The 15,089-nt window shown below is 32.6% G+C and carries 18 protein-coding genes; 8 read left to right on the top strand and 10 right to left on the bottom strand.

Translation table 11 applies throughout. The features are described from left to right. The first annotated feature begins 71 nt into the window (after nucleotides 1-71). The 3 genes from QYS49_RS15055 (at nucleotide 72) to QYS49_RS15045 (ending at nucleotide 2,677) form a co-directional block, all read left to right on the top strand. Nucleotides 72-722 carry a hypothetical protein gene (locus tag QYS49_RS15055; RefSeq protein WP_308348441.1) on the top strand — a complete coding sequence of 217 codons (651 nt, stop codon included), beginning with the start codon at nucleotides 72-74 and terminating at the stop codon, nucleotides 720-722. A 270-nt stretch (nucleotides 723-992) separates the two neighbouring features. Beyond that, nucleotides 993-1,925: a sensor histidine kinase gene (locus QYS49_RS15050; protein ID WP_308351590.1), complete on the top strand. Its 933-nt coding sequence runs from the start codon at nucleotides 993-995 to the stop codon at nucleotides 1,923-1,925. Next, the gene (locus QYS49_RS15045; RefSeq protein ID WP_308348440.1) at nucleotides 1,922-2,677 is read left to right on the top strand and encodes a LytR/AlgR family response regulator transcription factor; all 756 of its coding nucleotides are present in this window, start codon (nucleotides 1,922-1,924) and stop codon (nucleotides 2,675-2,677) included. Before QYS49_RS15050 ends, QYS49_RS15045 begins: the two co-directional genes overlap by 4 nt. A 108-nt stretch (nucleotides 2,678-2,785) precedes the next feature. On the opposite strand, the gene QYS49_RS15040 is transcribed toward QYS49_RS15045, so the two are convergent. The 5 genes from QYS49_RS15040 to QYS49_RS15020 all read right to left on the bottom strand — a co-directional run bounded on the left by QYS49_RS15040 (nucleotide 2,786) and on the right by QYS49_RS15020 (nucleotide 5,718). Beyond that, on the bottom strand, nucleotides 2,786-3,022 hold the full coding sequence (locus QYS49_RS15040) for a hypothetical protein (protein ID WP_308348439.1): 237 nt from the start codon (nucleotides 3,020-3,022) through the stop codon (nucleotides 2,786-2,788). Between the two features lie 217 nt (nucleotides 3,023-3,239). After that, the gene (gene coaD, locus QYS49_RS15035) at nucleotides 3,240-3,704 is read right to left on the bottom strand and encodes a pantetheine-phosphate adenylyltransferase (protein WP_308348437.1); all 465 of its coding nucleotides are present in this window, start codon (nucleotides 3,702-3,704) and stop codon (nucleotides 3,240-3,242) included. Nucleotides 3,705-3,706: 2 nt separating this feature from the next. Further along, nucleotides 3,707-4,594, bottom strand: coding sequence for a DUF3822 family protein (locus QYS49_RS15030; protein WP_308348435.1), 888 nt, complete (start codon nucleotides 4,592-4,594; stop codon nucleotides 3,707-3,709). A gap of 4 nt (nucleotides 4,595-4,598) precedes the next feature. Continuing rightward, nucleotides 4,599-5,171 (bottom strand): hypothetical protein, encoded by a 573-nt coding sequence (locus tag QYS49_RS15025; RefSeq protein ID WP_308348433.1) that lies wholly within the window; start codon nucleotides 5,169-5,171, stop codon nucleotides 4,599-4,601. A 40-nt stretch (nucleotides 5,172-5,211) separates the two neighbouring features. Beyond that, entirely contained in the window at nucleotides 5,212-5,718 is a 507-nt protein-coding gene (locus QYS49_RS15020) for an NUDIX domain-containing protein (protein ID WP_308348431.1), read from the bottom strand. A 40-nt stretch (nucleotides 5,719-5,758) separates the two neighbouring features. On the opposite strand from QYS49_RS15020, the gene QYS49_RS15015 reads away from it, so the two are divergent. From QYS49_RS15015 to QYS49_RS15005, 3 genes are all read left to right on the top strand, one after another. Then, on the top strand, nucleotides 5,759-6,220 hold the full coding sequence (locus QYS49_RS15015) for a PaaI family thioesterase (protein WP_308348429.1): 462 nt from the start codon (nucleotides 5,759-5,761) through the stop codon (nucleotides 6,218-6,220). Next, nucleotides 6,213-7,616: an ATP-dependent DNA helicase gene (locus QYS49_RS15010; protein WP_308348427.1), complete on the top strand. Its 1,404-nt coding sequence runs from the start codon at nucleotides 6,213-6,215 to the stop codon at nucleotides 7,614-7,616. The genes QYS49_RS15015 and QYS49_RS15010 overlap by 8 nt, the downstream gene beginning before the upstream one ends. A gap of 113 nt (nucleotides 7,617-7,729) precedes the next feature. After that, the gene (locus tag QYS49_RS15005; protein ID WP_308348425.1) at nucleotides 7,730-8,128 is read left to right on the top strand and encodes a DUF1573 domain-containing protein; all 399 of its coding nucleotides are present in this window, start codon (nucleotides 7,730-7,732) and stop codon (nucleotides 8,126-8,128) included. Between the two features lie 62 nt (nucleotides 8,129-8,190). Here the strand turns inward: QYS49_RS15005 and QYS49_RS15000 are convergent, their stop codons facing one another. From QYS49_RS15000 to QYS49_RS14980, 5 genes are all read right to left on the bottom strand, one after another. Beyond that, nucleotides 8,191-9,168 (bottom strand): hypothetical protein, encoded by a 978-nt coding sequence (locus QYS49_RS15000; RefSeq protein ID WP_308348424.1) that lies wholly within the window; start codon nucleotides 9,166-9,168, stop codon nucleotides 8,191-8,193. Between the two features lie 67 nt (nucleotides 9,169-9,235). Further along, the gene (locus QYS49_RS14995) at nucleotides 9,236-9,787 is read right to left on the bottom strand and encodes a hypothetical protein (protein ID WP_308348422.1); all 552 of its coding nucleotides are present in this window, start codon (nucleotides 9,785-9,787) and stop codon (nucleotides 9,236-9,238) included. Then, nucleotides 9,744-10,325 carry an RNA polymerase sigma factor gene (locus QYS49_RS14990; protein WP_308348420.1) on the bottom strand — a complete coding sequence of 194 codons (582 nt, stop codon included), beginning with the start codon at nucleotides 10,323-10,325 and terminating at the stop codon, nucleotides 9,744-9,746. The genes QYS49_RS14995 and QYS49_RS14990 overlap by 44 nt, the downstream gene beginning before the upstream one ends. 229 nt (nucleotides 10,326-10,554) lie before the next feature. Further along, nucleotides 10,555-11,535 (bottom strand): pyruvate dehydrogenase complex E1 component subunit beta, encoded by a 981-nt coding sequence (locus QYS49_RS14985; protein WP_308348419.1) that lies wholly within the window; start codon nucleotides 11,533-11,535, stop codon nucleotides 10,555-10,557. A 177-nt stretch (nucleotides 11,536-11,712) separates the two neighbouring features. Next, entirely contained in the window at nucleotides 11,713-13,509 is a 1,797-nt protein-coding gene (locus QYS49_RS14980; RefSeq protein WP_308348417.1) for a tetratricopeptide repeat protein, read from the bottom strand. A gap of 154 nt (nucleotides 13,510-13,663) precedes the next feature. On the opposite strand from QYS49_RS14980, the gene QYS49_RS14975 reads away from it, so the two are divergent. Continuing rightward, nucleotides 13,664-13,879, top strand: coding sequence for a PspC domain-containing protein (locus QYS49_RS14975; RefSeq protein ID WP_308348415.1), 216 nt, complete (start codon nucleotides 13,664-13,666; stop codon nucleotides 13,877-13,879). Nucleotides 13,880-13,924: 45 nt separating this feature from the next. Beyond that, nucleotides 13,925-15,082: an MFS transporter gene (locus QYS49_RS14970; RefSeq protein ID WP_308348414.1), complete on the top strand. Its 1,158-nt coding sequence runs from the start codon at nucleotides 13,925-13,927 to the stop codon at nucleotides 15,080-15,082. Nucleotides 15,083-15,089 lie beyond the last annotated feature (7 nt).

Genomic DNA, 15,089 nt, shown 5'->3' with positions numbered 1-15,089 from the left:
AAAGTTCTATAGAAAGATGACTTTCGTATGCGAGATTCCATATGGCAAAGTAAAAACTAAATAATAATCATATGAAAAAGTACATTTTAACAATCGCAATTTCCTTTATAGGACTCATGAATTTAATGGCAAATGATTCAGCTTATGTAGAAGCCATGAAAACGCAATTAGAACAATTTGATCAAGCTAAATCTCCTGAAGAATTTCAAAAGGTAGCCAATGCCTTTTCTAGAATAGGGGAGATGAATTCCAATGAATGGCTGCCAAAATATTATGCTGCTTTCGCACTAACAAATGCTGGATTTAGAACGGAAGGCATTAAAGAAAAAGATGCATTTTTTAAACAGGCACAAGATCTTATTGATAAAGCGATAAGTGAAAACGGAGAGAATTCTGAATTGGTAGCTATGAAGGGTTATGCTTTAATGGGGGAGTTGGCAGCTGATCCTGCAGGCCGTGGGCAACATATGTCAGGCTTGGTTATGAGTACATTTGGGAAAGCACTTTCTTACGACTCTGAAAATCCAAGAGCTATGATTTTAATGGCACAAATGGAACAAGGAACAGCTAAGTTTTTTGGAACAGGTCCTGAAAAAGCTTGTGGTATGGCGAAACAGAGCTTACAGCTTTTTGAACTAGAAGCCAGTTATGTTAATGAAAATCCTTTAGCTCCTAAATGGGGAAAAGATATTGCTGAAAAAATGACTCAGCAGTGTCAGTAATTGTTCAATACTAAAGTTATTTAACTTTAATTATTAAGATATAACTTCAGAAATCCAAGTTCTAAAATGCACCTCATTAAATTTATGAGTAGTTTAGGACTTGGTATTCTGCCTCGATTAATTAATCCAACTCAAATGCCTTATACAAAGCTCGTAAAACGAAAGTCACTATATATCAGATTGGGGAAATTTATTTTGCTTAATTTGATTATTGCGTTTGCGCTTATGGTTTTTTTCTGCCCAAAGTGCTTTTTAAGTCAAGACCTTTTGGTGCAGCTTATCCCTGACTTTGTCTTTTCTTTTTTTATGTCATCTGCCTTAAGCTATGGAGGCTTTATGGTGGAGGATTATTTTGATAAGGGAATGAGCTGGGTGAAGTTTCCTGTGAAGCGATTGCTACTAACTTTGTTTATCTACTTGTTTTATTCATTTGTGGTAAGTTACATTCTTTCTGTGATCGGTCGTTTATTTTTTGATCCGGAAGCAACTTTTAAAACAATTGACTGGGTAGCAATGACAGAATACACTATTCTCCCTGTTGGTATTGCCTTAGTCCTAATTTCAGTTTTCATAGCAAGATCATGGCTTTATGAATGGCGAAATGCAGCCATCGAGGCAGAGCAACTCCGAACCGAAAAGTTGGCGGGACAATATCAATCCCTCAAAAATCAACTTAATCCACATTTTTTATTCAATTCATTAAATGTATTGACCAATTTGGTCTATGAAAATGCTGATAAATCCGCTTCCTTTATTCAGCAGCTATCTAAAATTTATCGATATGTCTTGGATGTTCAGCAGGAAGAGTTGGTAAGTTTAGCTGATGAAATTGGATTTGCTCAAAACTATTTGAGATTACAGAAAATCAGGTTTGAAGATAATTTGATTTTTGATATTAAGACGGAAAAAATTGATCATTTTTACCTGCCACCCCTATCTTTGCAGCTTTTGTTGGAAAATGCTATTAAACATAATATAGCAAGTATGGAGCAGCCACTTACTATTAAAATATATCAAAAGGAAGATATTTTAGTAGTGAGCAATAATTTTCAACCAAAAAATCCCAAAGACATAGAGAGCAATGGAATAGGTTTGGAGAATATTAGGAGGCGCTATGAGTTAATGAGTGATAAAAATCCTGTAATTATTAAGACTGACACAGAATTTAGTGTAAAATTACCTTTGCTAACTTTAGATAAATGAGAGTACTGTTAATTGAAGATGAAAGACCGGCAGCAGCCAGAATGAAACAGTTAATTGCTAACTATTTGCCTGAGGCTGATATTTATGGTCATTTAGATAGTATTTCAACTGCGATAAAATGGTTGCAGAAAGAACCTAGCCCTGATTTGATCTTTTGTGATATTGAACTTGCCGATGGTCAAAGCTTTGAGATTTTTGAACAGGTTGAAATCAAAAGTCCTATCATTTTCACCACCGCTTACGATCAATTTGCCATTAAGGCATTTAAGCTTAACTCAATAGATTACCTATTAAAACCCATAGATTCCGAAGAATTGGAAAAGGCCATTTTGAAATTCAAGAACCAAAAATTTCAGTCACAAATAGATCTGAGTCAAATACAGCAATTACTAAAGCCCAAGGAAACACATTATAAAAGTCGTTTTATGGTGAAGATAGGAGAGAAGATTCAAAGTATTCCTACTGAGGAGGTAGCCTTTTTCTTTAGTGCAGAAAGAACCATTTTTATGCAAACAAAAGAAGTTGGCAAAAGATATATTTTGGATTATACTCTTGATCAAATTGAGGAGATGCTTGATCCGAAATCGTTTTTTAGATTAAATCGAAAATATATTGCCTCATTTGAATCTATAGATCAAGTCTTAAGCTATTCTAACAGCCGCTTGAAAATTAAACTCAAATCCTGCGATGATAATGACATCCTCATTAGTCGCGAAAAAGTAGCAAAGTTTAAGGAATGGTTGGATGATTAAATTTCATTAATCTTTTATACTTTGACACGTTTTTCAAACACTTTAAAATTGGAAATTTAAAACAAATTAAAAAATGGGTGGTAAATAATTTCACGCACCCATTTCTTATTAAAAATCGCCTAAATCTTTTCTCAGATCGTCATCATCAAAATCGAAATCTCCGTCTCCATCTTCATCCTCCATACTATCATCGATTTTAAATCGCCAAGTGTCGTCATCCTCATCAGCATTTAATTTGATGTCATCAGTGTCGTCATCAAAATAATCATCTTCGAGATCATCATCGTAGTCTTTTTCATCGTATTCGTCAAACTGGGCGAAATCCGATGCTTCATTAAGTGCCATTTTATTGTGTATTTTATATAGCGAAATGTAACGTATTTTTAAATAAGTTGTATGAACTTAGTATGAAATAAATTTTAAGATTTTTTTATTTCTTGGTTAAATGGTTTTTGCGTTCCATATTTCAGCCTATTGATATAGAAAATTTATATGTATTAGTGATTGCCGGCAGAGATATTAGAATAGGATGATTCCCTTTTTTGAAAAGGTCAGATGATATTTATTCTTCAATTTTGTATGGAAGGAATTCATCTACATCTCCACGAAATTTATGAACTTCACGGATTATAGTAGAGCTGATAGCCGCATATTCAGGAGCTGTTATAAGGAAAACTGATTCAAGTCCTTCATTTAAATATTTGTTAACCTGTGCAATACTGTTTTCATACTCAAAATCAGTAGTGTTTCTCAAGCCTCTCAATAAAAACCCTGCCCCCAGGTCTCTCGCAAGATTTGAGGTTAATTTATTGTAAACTATAACAGATACTTTCGGCTCGTTTTGAAAGGTTTCTTCTAGCTTAGTAACCATTAAATCAATATTGAAATAGCGATTTTGTTTTTTAGAATTATAACCAATAGCGATCACTATTTCATCAAAAATCTTAAGTCCTCTTTCCACTATATCAAAATGACCTTTAGTAAAAGGATCAAATGAACCAGGAAAAATCGCTATTCTTTTTGGCATAATTAGAGATTGAAATAATTTCCAAATACATCAAAATATTGATGTTCGGCAATTTCATCAAATTTAAATCCGAAGTTTAGTTTTTTAGTCCGGGTTCCAATTTCTAAAGTTGGGAAGTCTTTTTTTAATGCATTAAAATGTGATGAATCTTTTTTAATGAAGCCCCAAAGATTAATAACTCCTTCTTTTTTAAGGATTTTAAATTCGTGACATATCAAATTAATATATCGTGTATATTCTTCAAATTTTTGAATCTTGAAAGAATTGAAATAGAGTAATTTCCCATTATTGGTTACCGCTGCGTGAAGATAAAATCTGTCAATATATAATGAAAGTTCATTCTCATTTGCAAAGGGAGGATTATATAGAATAGCATTTATTAACATACCACTCTGGTGTGTTACTTTTATCTTACTATTCACATAAATAGATCGAACAAATTTTAATACCTCTTTTTGATAGGTGAAAATATTAACAGAATTATTGCTATTTACTTTGTAATATCCTACTGATTCGTCTTTTGCTACCTCACAATTCATTTTTAGAATTGCACGAGCATTATCTTTAGAAAAGTAGGATAGGGGAGATAGGCAGTATTTTGGTGTTTTAAAACACAAAATTACTTCCTTCCAAAATCCAACCATCAAAAGATGATGAGAATCAAAAAGTGCTTTTAATACCTGCACTTTTTGATGTTCATCTGTAGTTTTATTTAAGCTATAATCTTCAAGGATTAAAACCCTATTTGATTTAATATCAATAATAGACACCTGAAGGTCTCGTTCTCCGATTTCTAAAATTAAGCAGTATTGCTCAATTTTATCAATAGAGAATTTATCATCTTTGACCTTCTTAATAGGCTTGTATACTTTTTCCTTTGTTATATCCAAAATATTATTCCCAGTTTCCTGATGTTGTAACTTCTGATCTAGAACCTACTCTTAGTGCTTTATCGTTATTGTCTTCTCTTCTCTTTGGGTTGATCGGATCTGGATCTTTAACCTCAAAAACATCAACTTTAACCGAACCCTTTACAATTTTGTCAGCAAAAATTTCAAATTTCTTTTTTGTACCTGGTTTGTATGGCAAATTCTGTAAATTGAAATTTTTAATATCTGCATATAAGGAATCATAGACAGGGATAGTTCCAAGGGTGTCAATGTTTATCACAACACTGTCACCACCATATTCTCTTGGAATAATAGTTTCTGATCTTTCAGTTAAGTAAAAGTCGCCAGTATCAATAAAGTTAATTAATTTATCCCAGTCACTTGTATATTGACCTACAACTCTTTGATAGGCAATCATACCGGAACGAATTTGCTTCAATTTATTAATCACTCGAGCTTCTTCTCGTCTAATCTTTTTTTCTTGTCGAATATCATAGGCAATGCTGTCTACAAAAAAGTAAGCAATTACGATCGCTATTACGAAGAAAACTACTGATAAAATCTTTGTTTTACTCATCTTTTTATTTTTTTCTCTATTTAGAAATTATTTTAAAACGCTATTTTATGGAATTATTCACAAATTTAAAATATCCTTTAAGATTTAAAACTTCTTGGGGTTTATTTATTCCAATAAACATGTTGTGTAAGTAGTCGTTTTCTGTGTTTATTAATTTATTTTCATCAAAAAATGCTAAATCACTTAAAATTTGTTGATTCCCCATTTCAGGATCATTGCCCAATTTAAGAATTCCTCCGGTTTTTTCTACTTTAAAAAAAAATTCAATTGCATGAATTTTATCATTCATAAATTCATTTACAAATAATAACTCCTGAACAAGGATATTTAATCCCGTTTCTTCAAAAAATTCTCTTTTTAAATTTTCTTCTGCATTTTCACCAAATTCCATTCCGCCCCCAGGTGGTGACCATAAAAATTCTTTTTTACCTACACCTTCATGTTTTAAAAGTAGAATTTTATTTTTCTCAATTAAAATCCCTCCAACTCTTACTCTAACTTTCCCACCAAATTTTCGATTGACACTTTCCTTTGCATTTGCAATCATCAATATTCTTATATTTGTGAATTATTTGAAATTACACAAAATGCAGGAAAAAACAGCAACAATCGATTTTAAGTTAAGAGTAGAGAAATTTTTGGAACGGCAAGAATTCATGAAACATATAGGTTTTGATCTGTCCGTAATTGAAGAAGGTAGAACTGAAGGTTGGCTAGATATTCAGAAAATACATAAACAACAAAAAGGATTAGTTCACGGTGGTGTAACAGCTACTATAGCTGATATAGTAGCAGGTTTTGCAGCCTACACTACAGTTCCTATGGATTGTCATGTGGTAACAGCAGAAATTAAAGTTTCCTATTTTAAGGCGGGTATGGGTGAGAGATTACATGCAATTGGTTCTGTGATAAAAAGAGGAAGGAAATTGAATTTTTGTGAAGCGGAAATTTGGGCTGTTGATGGTGAAAAGCGTAATTTAATTGCGAAAGCAACTACTACAATGGCGGTTATTACTCCTCAAGATATCAATCACAAAATGAATGCCTAGTGCTTCTAGCATCATAAGGTCAAAATTCCCTTTTGAGCCAACGTCTGGTCAGTCTCAATTTTTCAAAGCGTTAGATCCCTTTTTTAATCTGGATGATACTGATAGGCCAATTTTGCTTTTGAAGGGTTATGCAGGAACTGGTAAGACTACGATTGTGAGTGCTTTGGTAAAATTCTTACCATTATTTAATTATAAGTATGTCCTGATGGCGCCAACTGGTAGGGCAGCCAAGGTGATGAGTAATTATTCAAAAAGGTTAGCATTAACAATTCATAAGAAAATTTATCGTCAGACTTCGGAAGTAGGCAGTGGAGAGCCTAATTTTTCCCTTCAGAAGAATTATCATGAAAAGACACTTTTTATTATAGATGAAGCAAGTATGCTTTCTGATGAAAAAGGCTTTGGAAACAGCAGCTTATTAGATGACATCATTAAGTATGTATTTGAAAATAAGGGGAATAAGATTTTATTCATCGGTGATGATGCTCAGTTACCACCTGTAGGAAAGTTAAATAGTGCTGGCCTGGACGCTAATTTTTTGAAGAGTAATTACAGGTCTGAAGTTATTGAAACAGTTTTAACTGAGGTAATGCGTCAGGCTCAAGATTCAGGAATTCTTTATAATGCAACTGTGCTCAGGGGAGAATTGTCAAAAAAGGAATTTAACATTCATTTCACGACTAATTCCTTTAAGGATATTTTTAGAATGACTGGTGAAAGGCTGGAAGACGGTTTGCGATATTCCTATGATAAGTATGGGATAGAAAATACAGTTATTATCTGTAGATCAAACAAAATGGCGGTTCAGTACAATGAATACATAAGAAGACAAATCCATTTTATGGAAGGAGAGTTGGAGGCAGGAGATTTCTTAATGATTGTTAAGAATAATTATGTATATCAAACCGAAGATACTCCTGGGGGATTTTTAGCCAATGGTGACTTCATGGAAGTAGTGAAAGTGATTAATTTTGAGGAGATGTATGGATTGCGCTTTGCAGATTTAGAAATCAGGTTGACGGATTATGAAGATCATCCAAATTTGCAAGTTAAAGTTATTCTTGATACACTTCATTCTACAGGACCATCTTTAAACAATGAAGAATATAGGGAATTGTACAATCAGGTGGCGGAGGATTATATGGATTTGGAAACGAAAGCAGAGCGAAAAGCAGCAATTAAAAAGGATCCTTATCTTAACGCATTACAAATAAAGTTTGCTTATGCATTAACATGTCATAAGTCGCAAGGTGGGCAATGGAAATCTGTTTTTGTCGATCAAGGTTATTTGACTGATGAAATGGTAAATAAAGAATATATTCGATGGCTCTATACAGCTATCACTCGATCAACTGATGAATTGTTTTTGGTGAATTTTCATCAAAAATTTTTTTAGCACAAGCCAGTAGTATTTGAAATGCTTTACAATTTGATAATCTATCTTTTTAGTATCCTTTTTAATGAATTTTCGTAACTTTATCTATTGTAAAAAAATCAAATATTTCAATTATGAAAAAGGCAATATTATTTTTCGCGTCATTTTTAATTTTAGGGAGTGCTATAGCACAAAGCACTGAAAGTACGAATGGACCAGAAATCACTTTTGAAGAGGAGAATTATGACTTTGGTGATATTACTCAAGGTGATGTTGTAGAGCATGTTTTTAAATTTGAAAACACAGGTAAGGAACCTTTGATTATTTCAAATGTTAAGACTACTTGCGGATGTACAGTACCTAGTTATCCAAAAGGAGAAGCTATTGCGCCTGGTGCAAAAGGCGAGATTACTGTAAAATTCAATAGCAGAGGTAAAATGGGTACACAGAAAAAAGTAATTAGAATTGTATCTAATATTGGTGAAGAAAGAAGTGTTAGAATTACTACAAATGTTTTGCCAGCAGATTCCTAATTATATTTTCTTAAAGAATAACAAAAAAGGCTGTTTCAAATCATTTGAAACAGCCTTTTTTGTTATTCTGCAATTATGGTACAGCCGCCATAATTTGTTTTAATTTTTAGAGTGGTTTTTACATTGTTTGGCTGACTTCCGATGGTTCCACTATATGCTTCATCAGACATGTCTTTAATTTTTTTGCTAAAATTAAAGCTATTCCCTTCTGTTTTTAGTTTCCCAAAGGAGTGTTTTGTCTCAAATCCTAAATTAGCTCCTTTTTCAATTTTTATTTCAGACTTAGAAAATTCTGTGTCTAATTGAAATGATTTGATGTCTTTACTAAGGTGTTTTATTTCAATTGTACCACTTGCATATTCAGCATCCAATTTGAAATTGTCGTAAAGCTTATCTATGGCTATTTCGGAGAATTCTGAATCTCCTACGAAATTTGAAACAGTTCCTAACAATAAATTCCCATATTCTATATCAAAATTGATTGTCTTAATATTTCCAATTTCAATTTTCGAAAACTCTGCTTCAAGTTCTAGTTCATTAGCATCCGATAAGGTAAATGCATCCACATAATCCATATTAAATATACCATTAGTAATGGATTCTATTTCTCCTTTACCAAATTCATGCGATAAATTCAATTCACCTAAATTACCAGCTGTTAAGTTGCCATATTCTAACTTGATGGTGGTTTTTCCGGAATAATCAGTCATGAAAATATTACCAAACTCATTGCTTAATAATAATGGGTGACCATCAGGTAAATTGATTTGATAATTTATTTTAAAAGTTTTTTTACGAAATGATGTAGAACTATGCGATTTTAGATTTGTTTCAATCGAAATTAAACTGGAAGTTATATTCGTTTTTAATTCGATTTTATCCAAGATCTTTTTGGATTCTTTTTCATCATACCCTTCTGTTTCTAAGGTTATTTTTACTGAAATTGAGTTTTTGTCCCAAAGTGCGAGCGTTATATTCCCAAAATTATTCGAAATTTCTAGCTTAGTTGATTTACTAGCAGGTGTATACGACTTGTCCATAATTCCATATTGTGCATTTTGAGCATATGAAATGGAGCTGAATAATATACATAAAGCGATTATTATTTTAGATAGATATTGCATTGTTTTCTTGATTTTCGTTCTGACTATATTCCTGTATATCTTGCAAGATGTTCAGTTGTTGTTCAAGGATTTCTATTTGCGTTTGTAAATTCTGAATCATAGCGTTCACCACTTGCGGATGCCCTCCTTGTTCTTTTACTTTAGCTTTTAGTTCCTCGTATTTTTTATTTAAGGATTTTAAATCCGTATTAACTTCTATATTTTTTGTTGTTGATATTTGATTTACTAATGCAGTTTTTTCTTCAATATTTTGCTGATAATAGGATTCAATTTCTGAATAGGGCTTATTGTTAACTGATAGACTTTCCAGTTCATTTATTTTGTCAGTCAATTGAGCTCTATCATAAATCAACCATCCTAAAGAAAGTAGAAGAACAATTGATGCAGCAATCATCCAAACAGAATTATTTTGATTCTTATTTTTCGATATTTTCGATTCTATTTTATTCCAGTTATTTTCTGGATTAAAATCTGATTCAAAATCACTTTTATTATCCTTGATAAATTGATCCAGTTTGTCTGTTTCCTTCCTCATAATGCTTTATAAAATCTTTTATTTTCTTCTTTGCTCTGTGAAATTGTGATTTAGAGGTGTTTTCCGAAATGGAGAGTATTTCTGCAATTTCTTTATGTTCATAGCCTTCAAATAAATACAAACTAGCTACTGCCCTAAATCCTGTAGGAAGATTATGAATTGCTTTTTTAACTATATCAACCTTTAAATCAATATCTTCCCAGTCTACTTCACTTTCTTCTGTTATATTTTCATTTTCAATATCATTCATCAGCCATTTACTTTCTTTTCGAAGATAGTCCAATGCTTGGTTGACTACTATTTTTTTCAACCAAGCACCAAATGTTGCCTGAAAGTCGAACTGATCAATTTTATTATAAGCTTTAATAAATGCTTCTTGAATAGTATCCTCAGCTTCATCTCTATTCTTTAAAATCCTTAAAGCAATATTGAACATTGATTTTGCATAAAGCATATACAGTTCTTTAAATGCCTTATGGTCGCCATTTTTACAGCTGATGATCAAATCCTGATGAATGTATATACTATTCTTTTCCAATCTTCTTAAATCTATACCAAAGACTCACGGAATTATGAGTAGTTGCATGAAACTTTAAAATAAGTTAGATATTTTTTACCATTTATTGAAAATATAATATCATCCTGCATCCCCGGTCGCACCGACTGTGGTGTCAGCATCTAAGCTATAGCTAGGATTTGGTTTTGATGAAAACAAAAAAGGCTAATCCGTTTAAAGATTAGCCTTTTTCAATAATTATTTAATGATTTTAATCTAAGTACATCACTTTTCTTAATGCCTTAACTGTTCTTTCTTTATTAGGTAAAACAGCCTCTAAAAGGGTAGGGGCATAAGAAACAGGGACATCCAAACTGTTAACTCTTAAAATTGGAGCATCTAAGAAATCAAAAATGGTTTTCTGAATATTAAATGCTAGATCTCCTGAAATTGATGCTAACGGCCATGCTTCCTCTACAATTACACATCTGTTAGTTTTCTTTACAGATTCATAAATAGTAGCATAATCAATGGGTCTAACTGTTCTTAAGTCAATTACTTCAATTGAATGACCCTCTTTTTCCATTTCCTCTGCAGCAGCATGAGCTACTTTCATCATTTTACCGAATGATATCAAAGTGGCGTCACTTCCTTCTTTAGTGATTTTGGCTTTTCCAATTGGTTCTAAATATTCTGATTCAGGAACCTCTCCTTTATCACCATACATCAATTCCGACTCCATAAAAATAACGGGGTCATTATCTCGAATGGCAGATTTTAATAAACCTTTTGCATCATAGGGATTAGAAGGGACTACTACTTTTAGCCCAGGAGTATTAGCATACCAATTTTCAAAATTTTGAGAATGTTGGGAAGCTAATTGACCAGCATTACCAGTTGCTCCTCTAAATACAATAGGAACGTTAAACTGACCACCCGACATGTTCATCATTTTAGCAGCCGAGTTAATTACCTGATCAATGGCTACTAATGAAAAGTTAAAAGTCATGAATTCGATTATTGGTCGTGTTCCGTTCATAGCGGCACCTACACCAATTCCAGAGAATCCTAATTCGGTAATAGGAGTATCGATTACTCTTTTTGGGCCGAATTCATCCAACATCCCTTGGGTTACTTTATATGCACCATTATATTCCGCTACTTCCTCACCCATAATGAAAACGTTTTCATCACGTCTCATTTCTTCGGACATTGCTTCATTTAGTGCTTCTCTAAATTGAATTTCTCTCATCTATCTTGAATATTTTACAGGGTAAAAATAGTTATTCAACTGTCAATTACCAACTCAATCTTAATAGTTCCTTAACTTTTCTTAAGAATGAAAGGTTTAATTATAGTTAAATTAAAATTGAGCAAAAAAAAAGCACCAGCCAGTAGGCAGGTGCTTTTCAATATTATTGATTGAATATTATTTCAATGCATTTCTAAAGTTCTCATTAGCTGAGTAGTTAGAAAACTCAAGGTCATTTAAAGCTTTTGATTTTAAATCAGCATCAGCTGCAACAGCTTTTTCTAAATGACTGATTACATCACCTTCTTTTCCTAATCTTGAACTTGCAACAGCAGCTAAATAGTGAGCTTTTGCATGAACACCTTTTCCAGATGTTTTACCAGCAACTTCCTCTAAAGTGCTAACTGCATTTTCGTAATTTCCTTGAAGAACTAAAGCCAAACCTTTATTGAACATGTTTACTTCAGAATCAGAAGTATTTTTCAAAGAAGTTGAAGCTTCGCTATAATCTCCCATCATAATCTCTAAAGATCCTTTAACGCCCATCAAACCTCTTTCATTTTCACTACTTAAAGTCATTTCGTTTGCTTTAATAGCAGCGTCATGAGCTTTTTCGTAGTTTCCTTGCATTGCATAAGCAGTTGCTAAGTTTGTATAAGCTTCAGCATTTTCAGATTTCTTGTTAGAGATCTCAAATTGAGTAATAGCTTGTTCTACTAAAGTAGTCATTTCGTTACCTTCAGCATCCATAGCTAGTTCTAAATGAACAGCTCCATAATTGTTATGAGCAACTGGGCTATCGTCATTTTTCTTTGTAGCAGCTTTCAAAAGATTAGCTTTTTCTTCTAAAGATGGCGTCATGCTAGCAGCATACATTAATTCTTCTAAAGATAATGTGTCTGCAGAAGCTTCTTCTGAAGCAATTTGTTTAGCTAAAACAGAAATTTCAGCATCAGATTTTTTCTCTTTTACTGTAAGAACTTCAGTTTTAGCAGCTCTCAAGTCAGGATATACATCTTTAAATACTTTTTTATAAGTAGATAATTTTTGTAATCTATCTTCTTTTTCTTCAAAGCTTCCAGATCCATTAACGATTTTAGTGTATTCGCTTTTCTGAGCATCAGTGATGCCTTCATATTCAGCTAATGCTTTTTTGAAATCAGTCCAGTCTTCAACTACAGGCTTTAAAATAAACTCAATTGAATCCGCCATGCCTTTGTAGTCATAACGTCTCATTTGTCTTGTGTAGTAGTTTTCAATAGCTTTAGCTCTATCTTTAGATAGGTTGCTATTGATTCTTTCAGGACCTTCCGGAGAGTGAGTACCTGTTATAGTAACAGTTCTTGTTACGTTTTTGTCAGCAATAAATGCATTGAATTTCTGACCTCTATCACTTCTTAATTCAGAAGATTTAAGTACTGATCTACCTTGATCGAAGAAGAAATTTACTTTAGTTGGTATTAACTCTTCTTTGTTATTATAACCATGATCAGCGTAAGCAGCATGATATGAAGGCATAACCATTTGTGAAGTAGAAATGATACCAGTAGCATAGGTTTTTCTGTCAGTAGAAGCAGACTTGCCATTTTTTTCAATAGTGGCAGTTCCTTGCATTACTAACTCACCTTTTACATTCATATCATCTTCATAAGCGAATGTAAATTCTTGGCTACTTCTCACAGGTTCTGTATCACTATTAGGAAAATCAGATTTAACGAAGTCAACTGCATCTAATGCAATTTCTTTATCGCCATATACATAATATGGATTTACCGTATAGGTGATTCCGTCTTTAAGCATTTTAGATGGTAATTGAAAATCCACTGTAAATGCTACCTCTTCGCCATGAAGCTCAAGAGGATTTGGAGTTACATCGATAGTCTGCTCTTCAGCGGCCTGCATCATTTTGTTTAATGCACAACCTGAAAAAGTCATTGTTCCTAAGAGAACAGCTGCGTAAAATAATTGTCTCATTTGATTCATTATTTGATTATGTTTGGAAGTTAATGCGAAATTATATTTATATTGGAACTATTCCAATGTATTTAGTAAATTTAAGAAAAGATTTCTAAATTTATCGAAATATCAACGAGGCTTTTGCCTTATTTGTTTAAAATTAAGGGATATTATGAAAAAAGTTCAACAATTCATCGAAAATCAAGCTTTTGGCGTCTGCACCCGACTGGGTGAAATGATGGATATTCCTACTTCTCATATCAGATTATTTTTTATTTATTCCTCGTTTTTAGCTTTTGGCTCCCCAATTTTATTATACTTGGCCTTAGCCTTTATACGTGATGTACGAAAAATGTTGAGAAGAGGTCGGTCAAAATGGTATTATTAGTTAATATCAAGCAAATATCCGCAATCTTTTAGTTAATCATTTCTAATGACTCAATTTATTAAAAGCCCATTAGTAAAGGCTAGATGGGCAATTAGTACGATATTTTTTTGCTATGGTCTAACTTTTGCAAGTTGGGCATCTCGAATCCCAAGTATTCAAGAAAAATTTTCACTTTCTGAAGCAGAATTGGGTACTCTACTTCTAATGTTGCCAATTGGTTCTTTTATTTCCTTACCTATTGCAGGGGTTCTAGTAGCTAAATGGAATAGTTTTTTAGTTACTCGTCTTTCTATAATTCTTTATCTTATTTCTTTAGTAGCTATTTCCATTTCTGAAAACATTTATCTTCTGGGTTTAGTATTATTTCTTTTTGGATTAATGGGGAATATGGTAAACATTGCCATTAATACACAAGCAGTTAGTTTAGAAAAAGAATACAAAAGGAATATAATGGCTAGTTTTCATGGAATGTGGAGCTTAGCTGGATTTTTTGGAGCTATCATTGGGGCATTTATGATTGGTAAAGATATTTTATTGCAATATCATTACACTATCATTTTTGGTGCCAGTATTCTTGCTGCTTTAATTAGCTTCCAATTCTTAATTAAATCAGATTTAGATGATGATAAAGATAAACCGATTTTTGTGATTCCTGATAAATCTTTATTGCTTTTGGGGATCATTGCCTTTTGCTCCATGATGTGTGAAGGCACTATGTTCGATTGGAGCGGTGTTTATTATAAAAAAGTAGTAAATGCTCCGAAAGATATATTAGGGTTAGCTTATACGTTTTTTATGATCAGTATGGCGGGAACAAGGTTTGTAGCGGATTACTTTACAAGTAAATTTGGTGTTAAAAAAGTAGTGTTTTTTAGTGGCTTGCTAAATTTTACTGGACTTTTAATTTTAATACTATTTCCGGGTAAAATCATTTCACTAATTGCATTTTTTATAGTAGGAGCGGGAGTTTCTTCCGTAATTCCCTTGATATTTAGTTTGGCTGGAAAATCCAAAACAATGAGTTCTAGTGTGGCACTTGCCGCTGTTTCCACTATGGGCTTTTTTGGATTTTTATTAGGACCACCTCTAATTGGATATTTGGCCGCTTGGTTAAATCTTCAAGTTTCTTTTGCTTTTATTGCCTTTATGGCTTTATGTGTCACAATTTTGGCTACTCAAATTAAAAATACTTCTAATTCTTGAATAGAAT

The organism is Marivirga salinae (assembly GCF_030503855.1).
GTDB classification, from domain to species: Bacteria; Bacteroidota; Bacteroidia; order Cytophagales; family Cyclobacteriaceae; genus Marivirga; species Marivirga salinarum.
This window is presented reverse-complemented; position numbering and strand designations above follow the sequence as displayed.

Excerpts from the sequence above, each read along its gene's own strand:
- QYS49_RS15055 (WP_308348441.1), top strand. The coding sequence starts at position 72 with ATGAAAAAGTACATTTTAACAATCGCAATTTCCTTTATAGGACTCATG.
- QYS49_RS15045 (WP_308348440.1), top strand. The coding sequence starts at position 1,922 with ATGAGAGTACTGTTAATTGAAGATGAAAGACCGGCAGCAGCCAGAATG.
- QYS49_RS15040 (WP_308348439.1), bottom strand. The coding sequence starts at position 3,022 with ATGGCACTTAATGAAGCATCGGATTTCGCCCAGTTTGACGAATACGAT.
- coaD (WP_308348437.1), bottom strand. The coding sequence starts at position 3,704 with ATGCCAAAAAGAATAGCGATTTTTCCTGGTTCATTTGATCCTTTTACT.
- QYS49_RS15025 (WP_308348433.1), bottom strand. The coding sequence starts at position 5,171 with ATGAGTAAAACAAAGATTTTATCAGTAGTTTTCTTCGTAATAGCGATC.
- QYS49_RS15020 (WP_308348431.1), bottom strand. The coding sequence starts at position 5,718 with ATGATTGCAAATGCAAAGGAAAGTGTCAATCGAAAATTTGGTGGGAAA.
- QYS49_RS15015 (WP_308348429.1), top strand. The coding sequence starts at position 5,759 with ATGCAGGAAAAAACAGCAACAATCGATTTTAAGTTAAGAGTAGAGAAA.
- QYS49_RS15010 (WP_308348427.1), top strand. The coding sequence starts at position 6,213 with ATGCCTAGTGCTTCTAGCATCATAAGGTCAAAATTCCCTTTTGAGCCA.
- QYS49_RS15005 (WP_308348425.1), top strand. The coding sequence starts at position 7,730 with ATGAAAAAGGCAATATTATTTTTCGCGTCATTTTTAATTTTAGGGAGT.
- QYS49_RS15000 (WP_308348424.1), bottom strand. The coding sequence starts at position 9,168 with ATGGACAAGTCGTATACACCTGCTAGTAAATCAACTAAGCTAGAAATT.
- QYS49_RS14995 (WP_308348422.1), bottom strand. The coding sequence starts at position 9,787 with ATGAGGAAGGAAACAGACAAACTGGATCAATTTATCAAGGATAATAAA.
- QYS49_RS14985 (WP_308348419.1), bottom strand. The coding sequence starts at position 11,535 with ATGAGAGAAATTCAATTTAGAGAAGCACTAAATGAAGCAATGTCCGAA.
- QYS49_RS14980 (WP_308348417.1), bottom strand. The coding sequence starts at position 13,509 with ATGAGACAATTATTTTACGCAGCTGTTCTCTTAGGAACAATGACTTTT.
- QYS49_RS14975 (WP_308348415.1), top strand. The coding sequence starts at position 13,664 with ATGAAAAAAGTTCAACAATTCATCGAAAATCAAGCTTTTGGCGTCTGC.
- QYS49_RS14970 (WP_308348414.1), top strand. The coding sequence starts at position 13,925 with ATGACTCAATTTATTAAAAGCCCATTAGTAAAGGCTAGATGGGCAATT.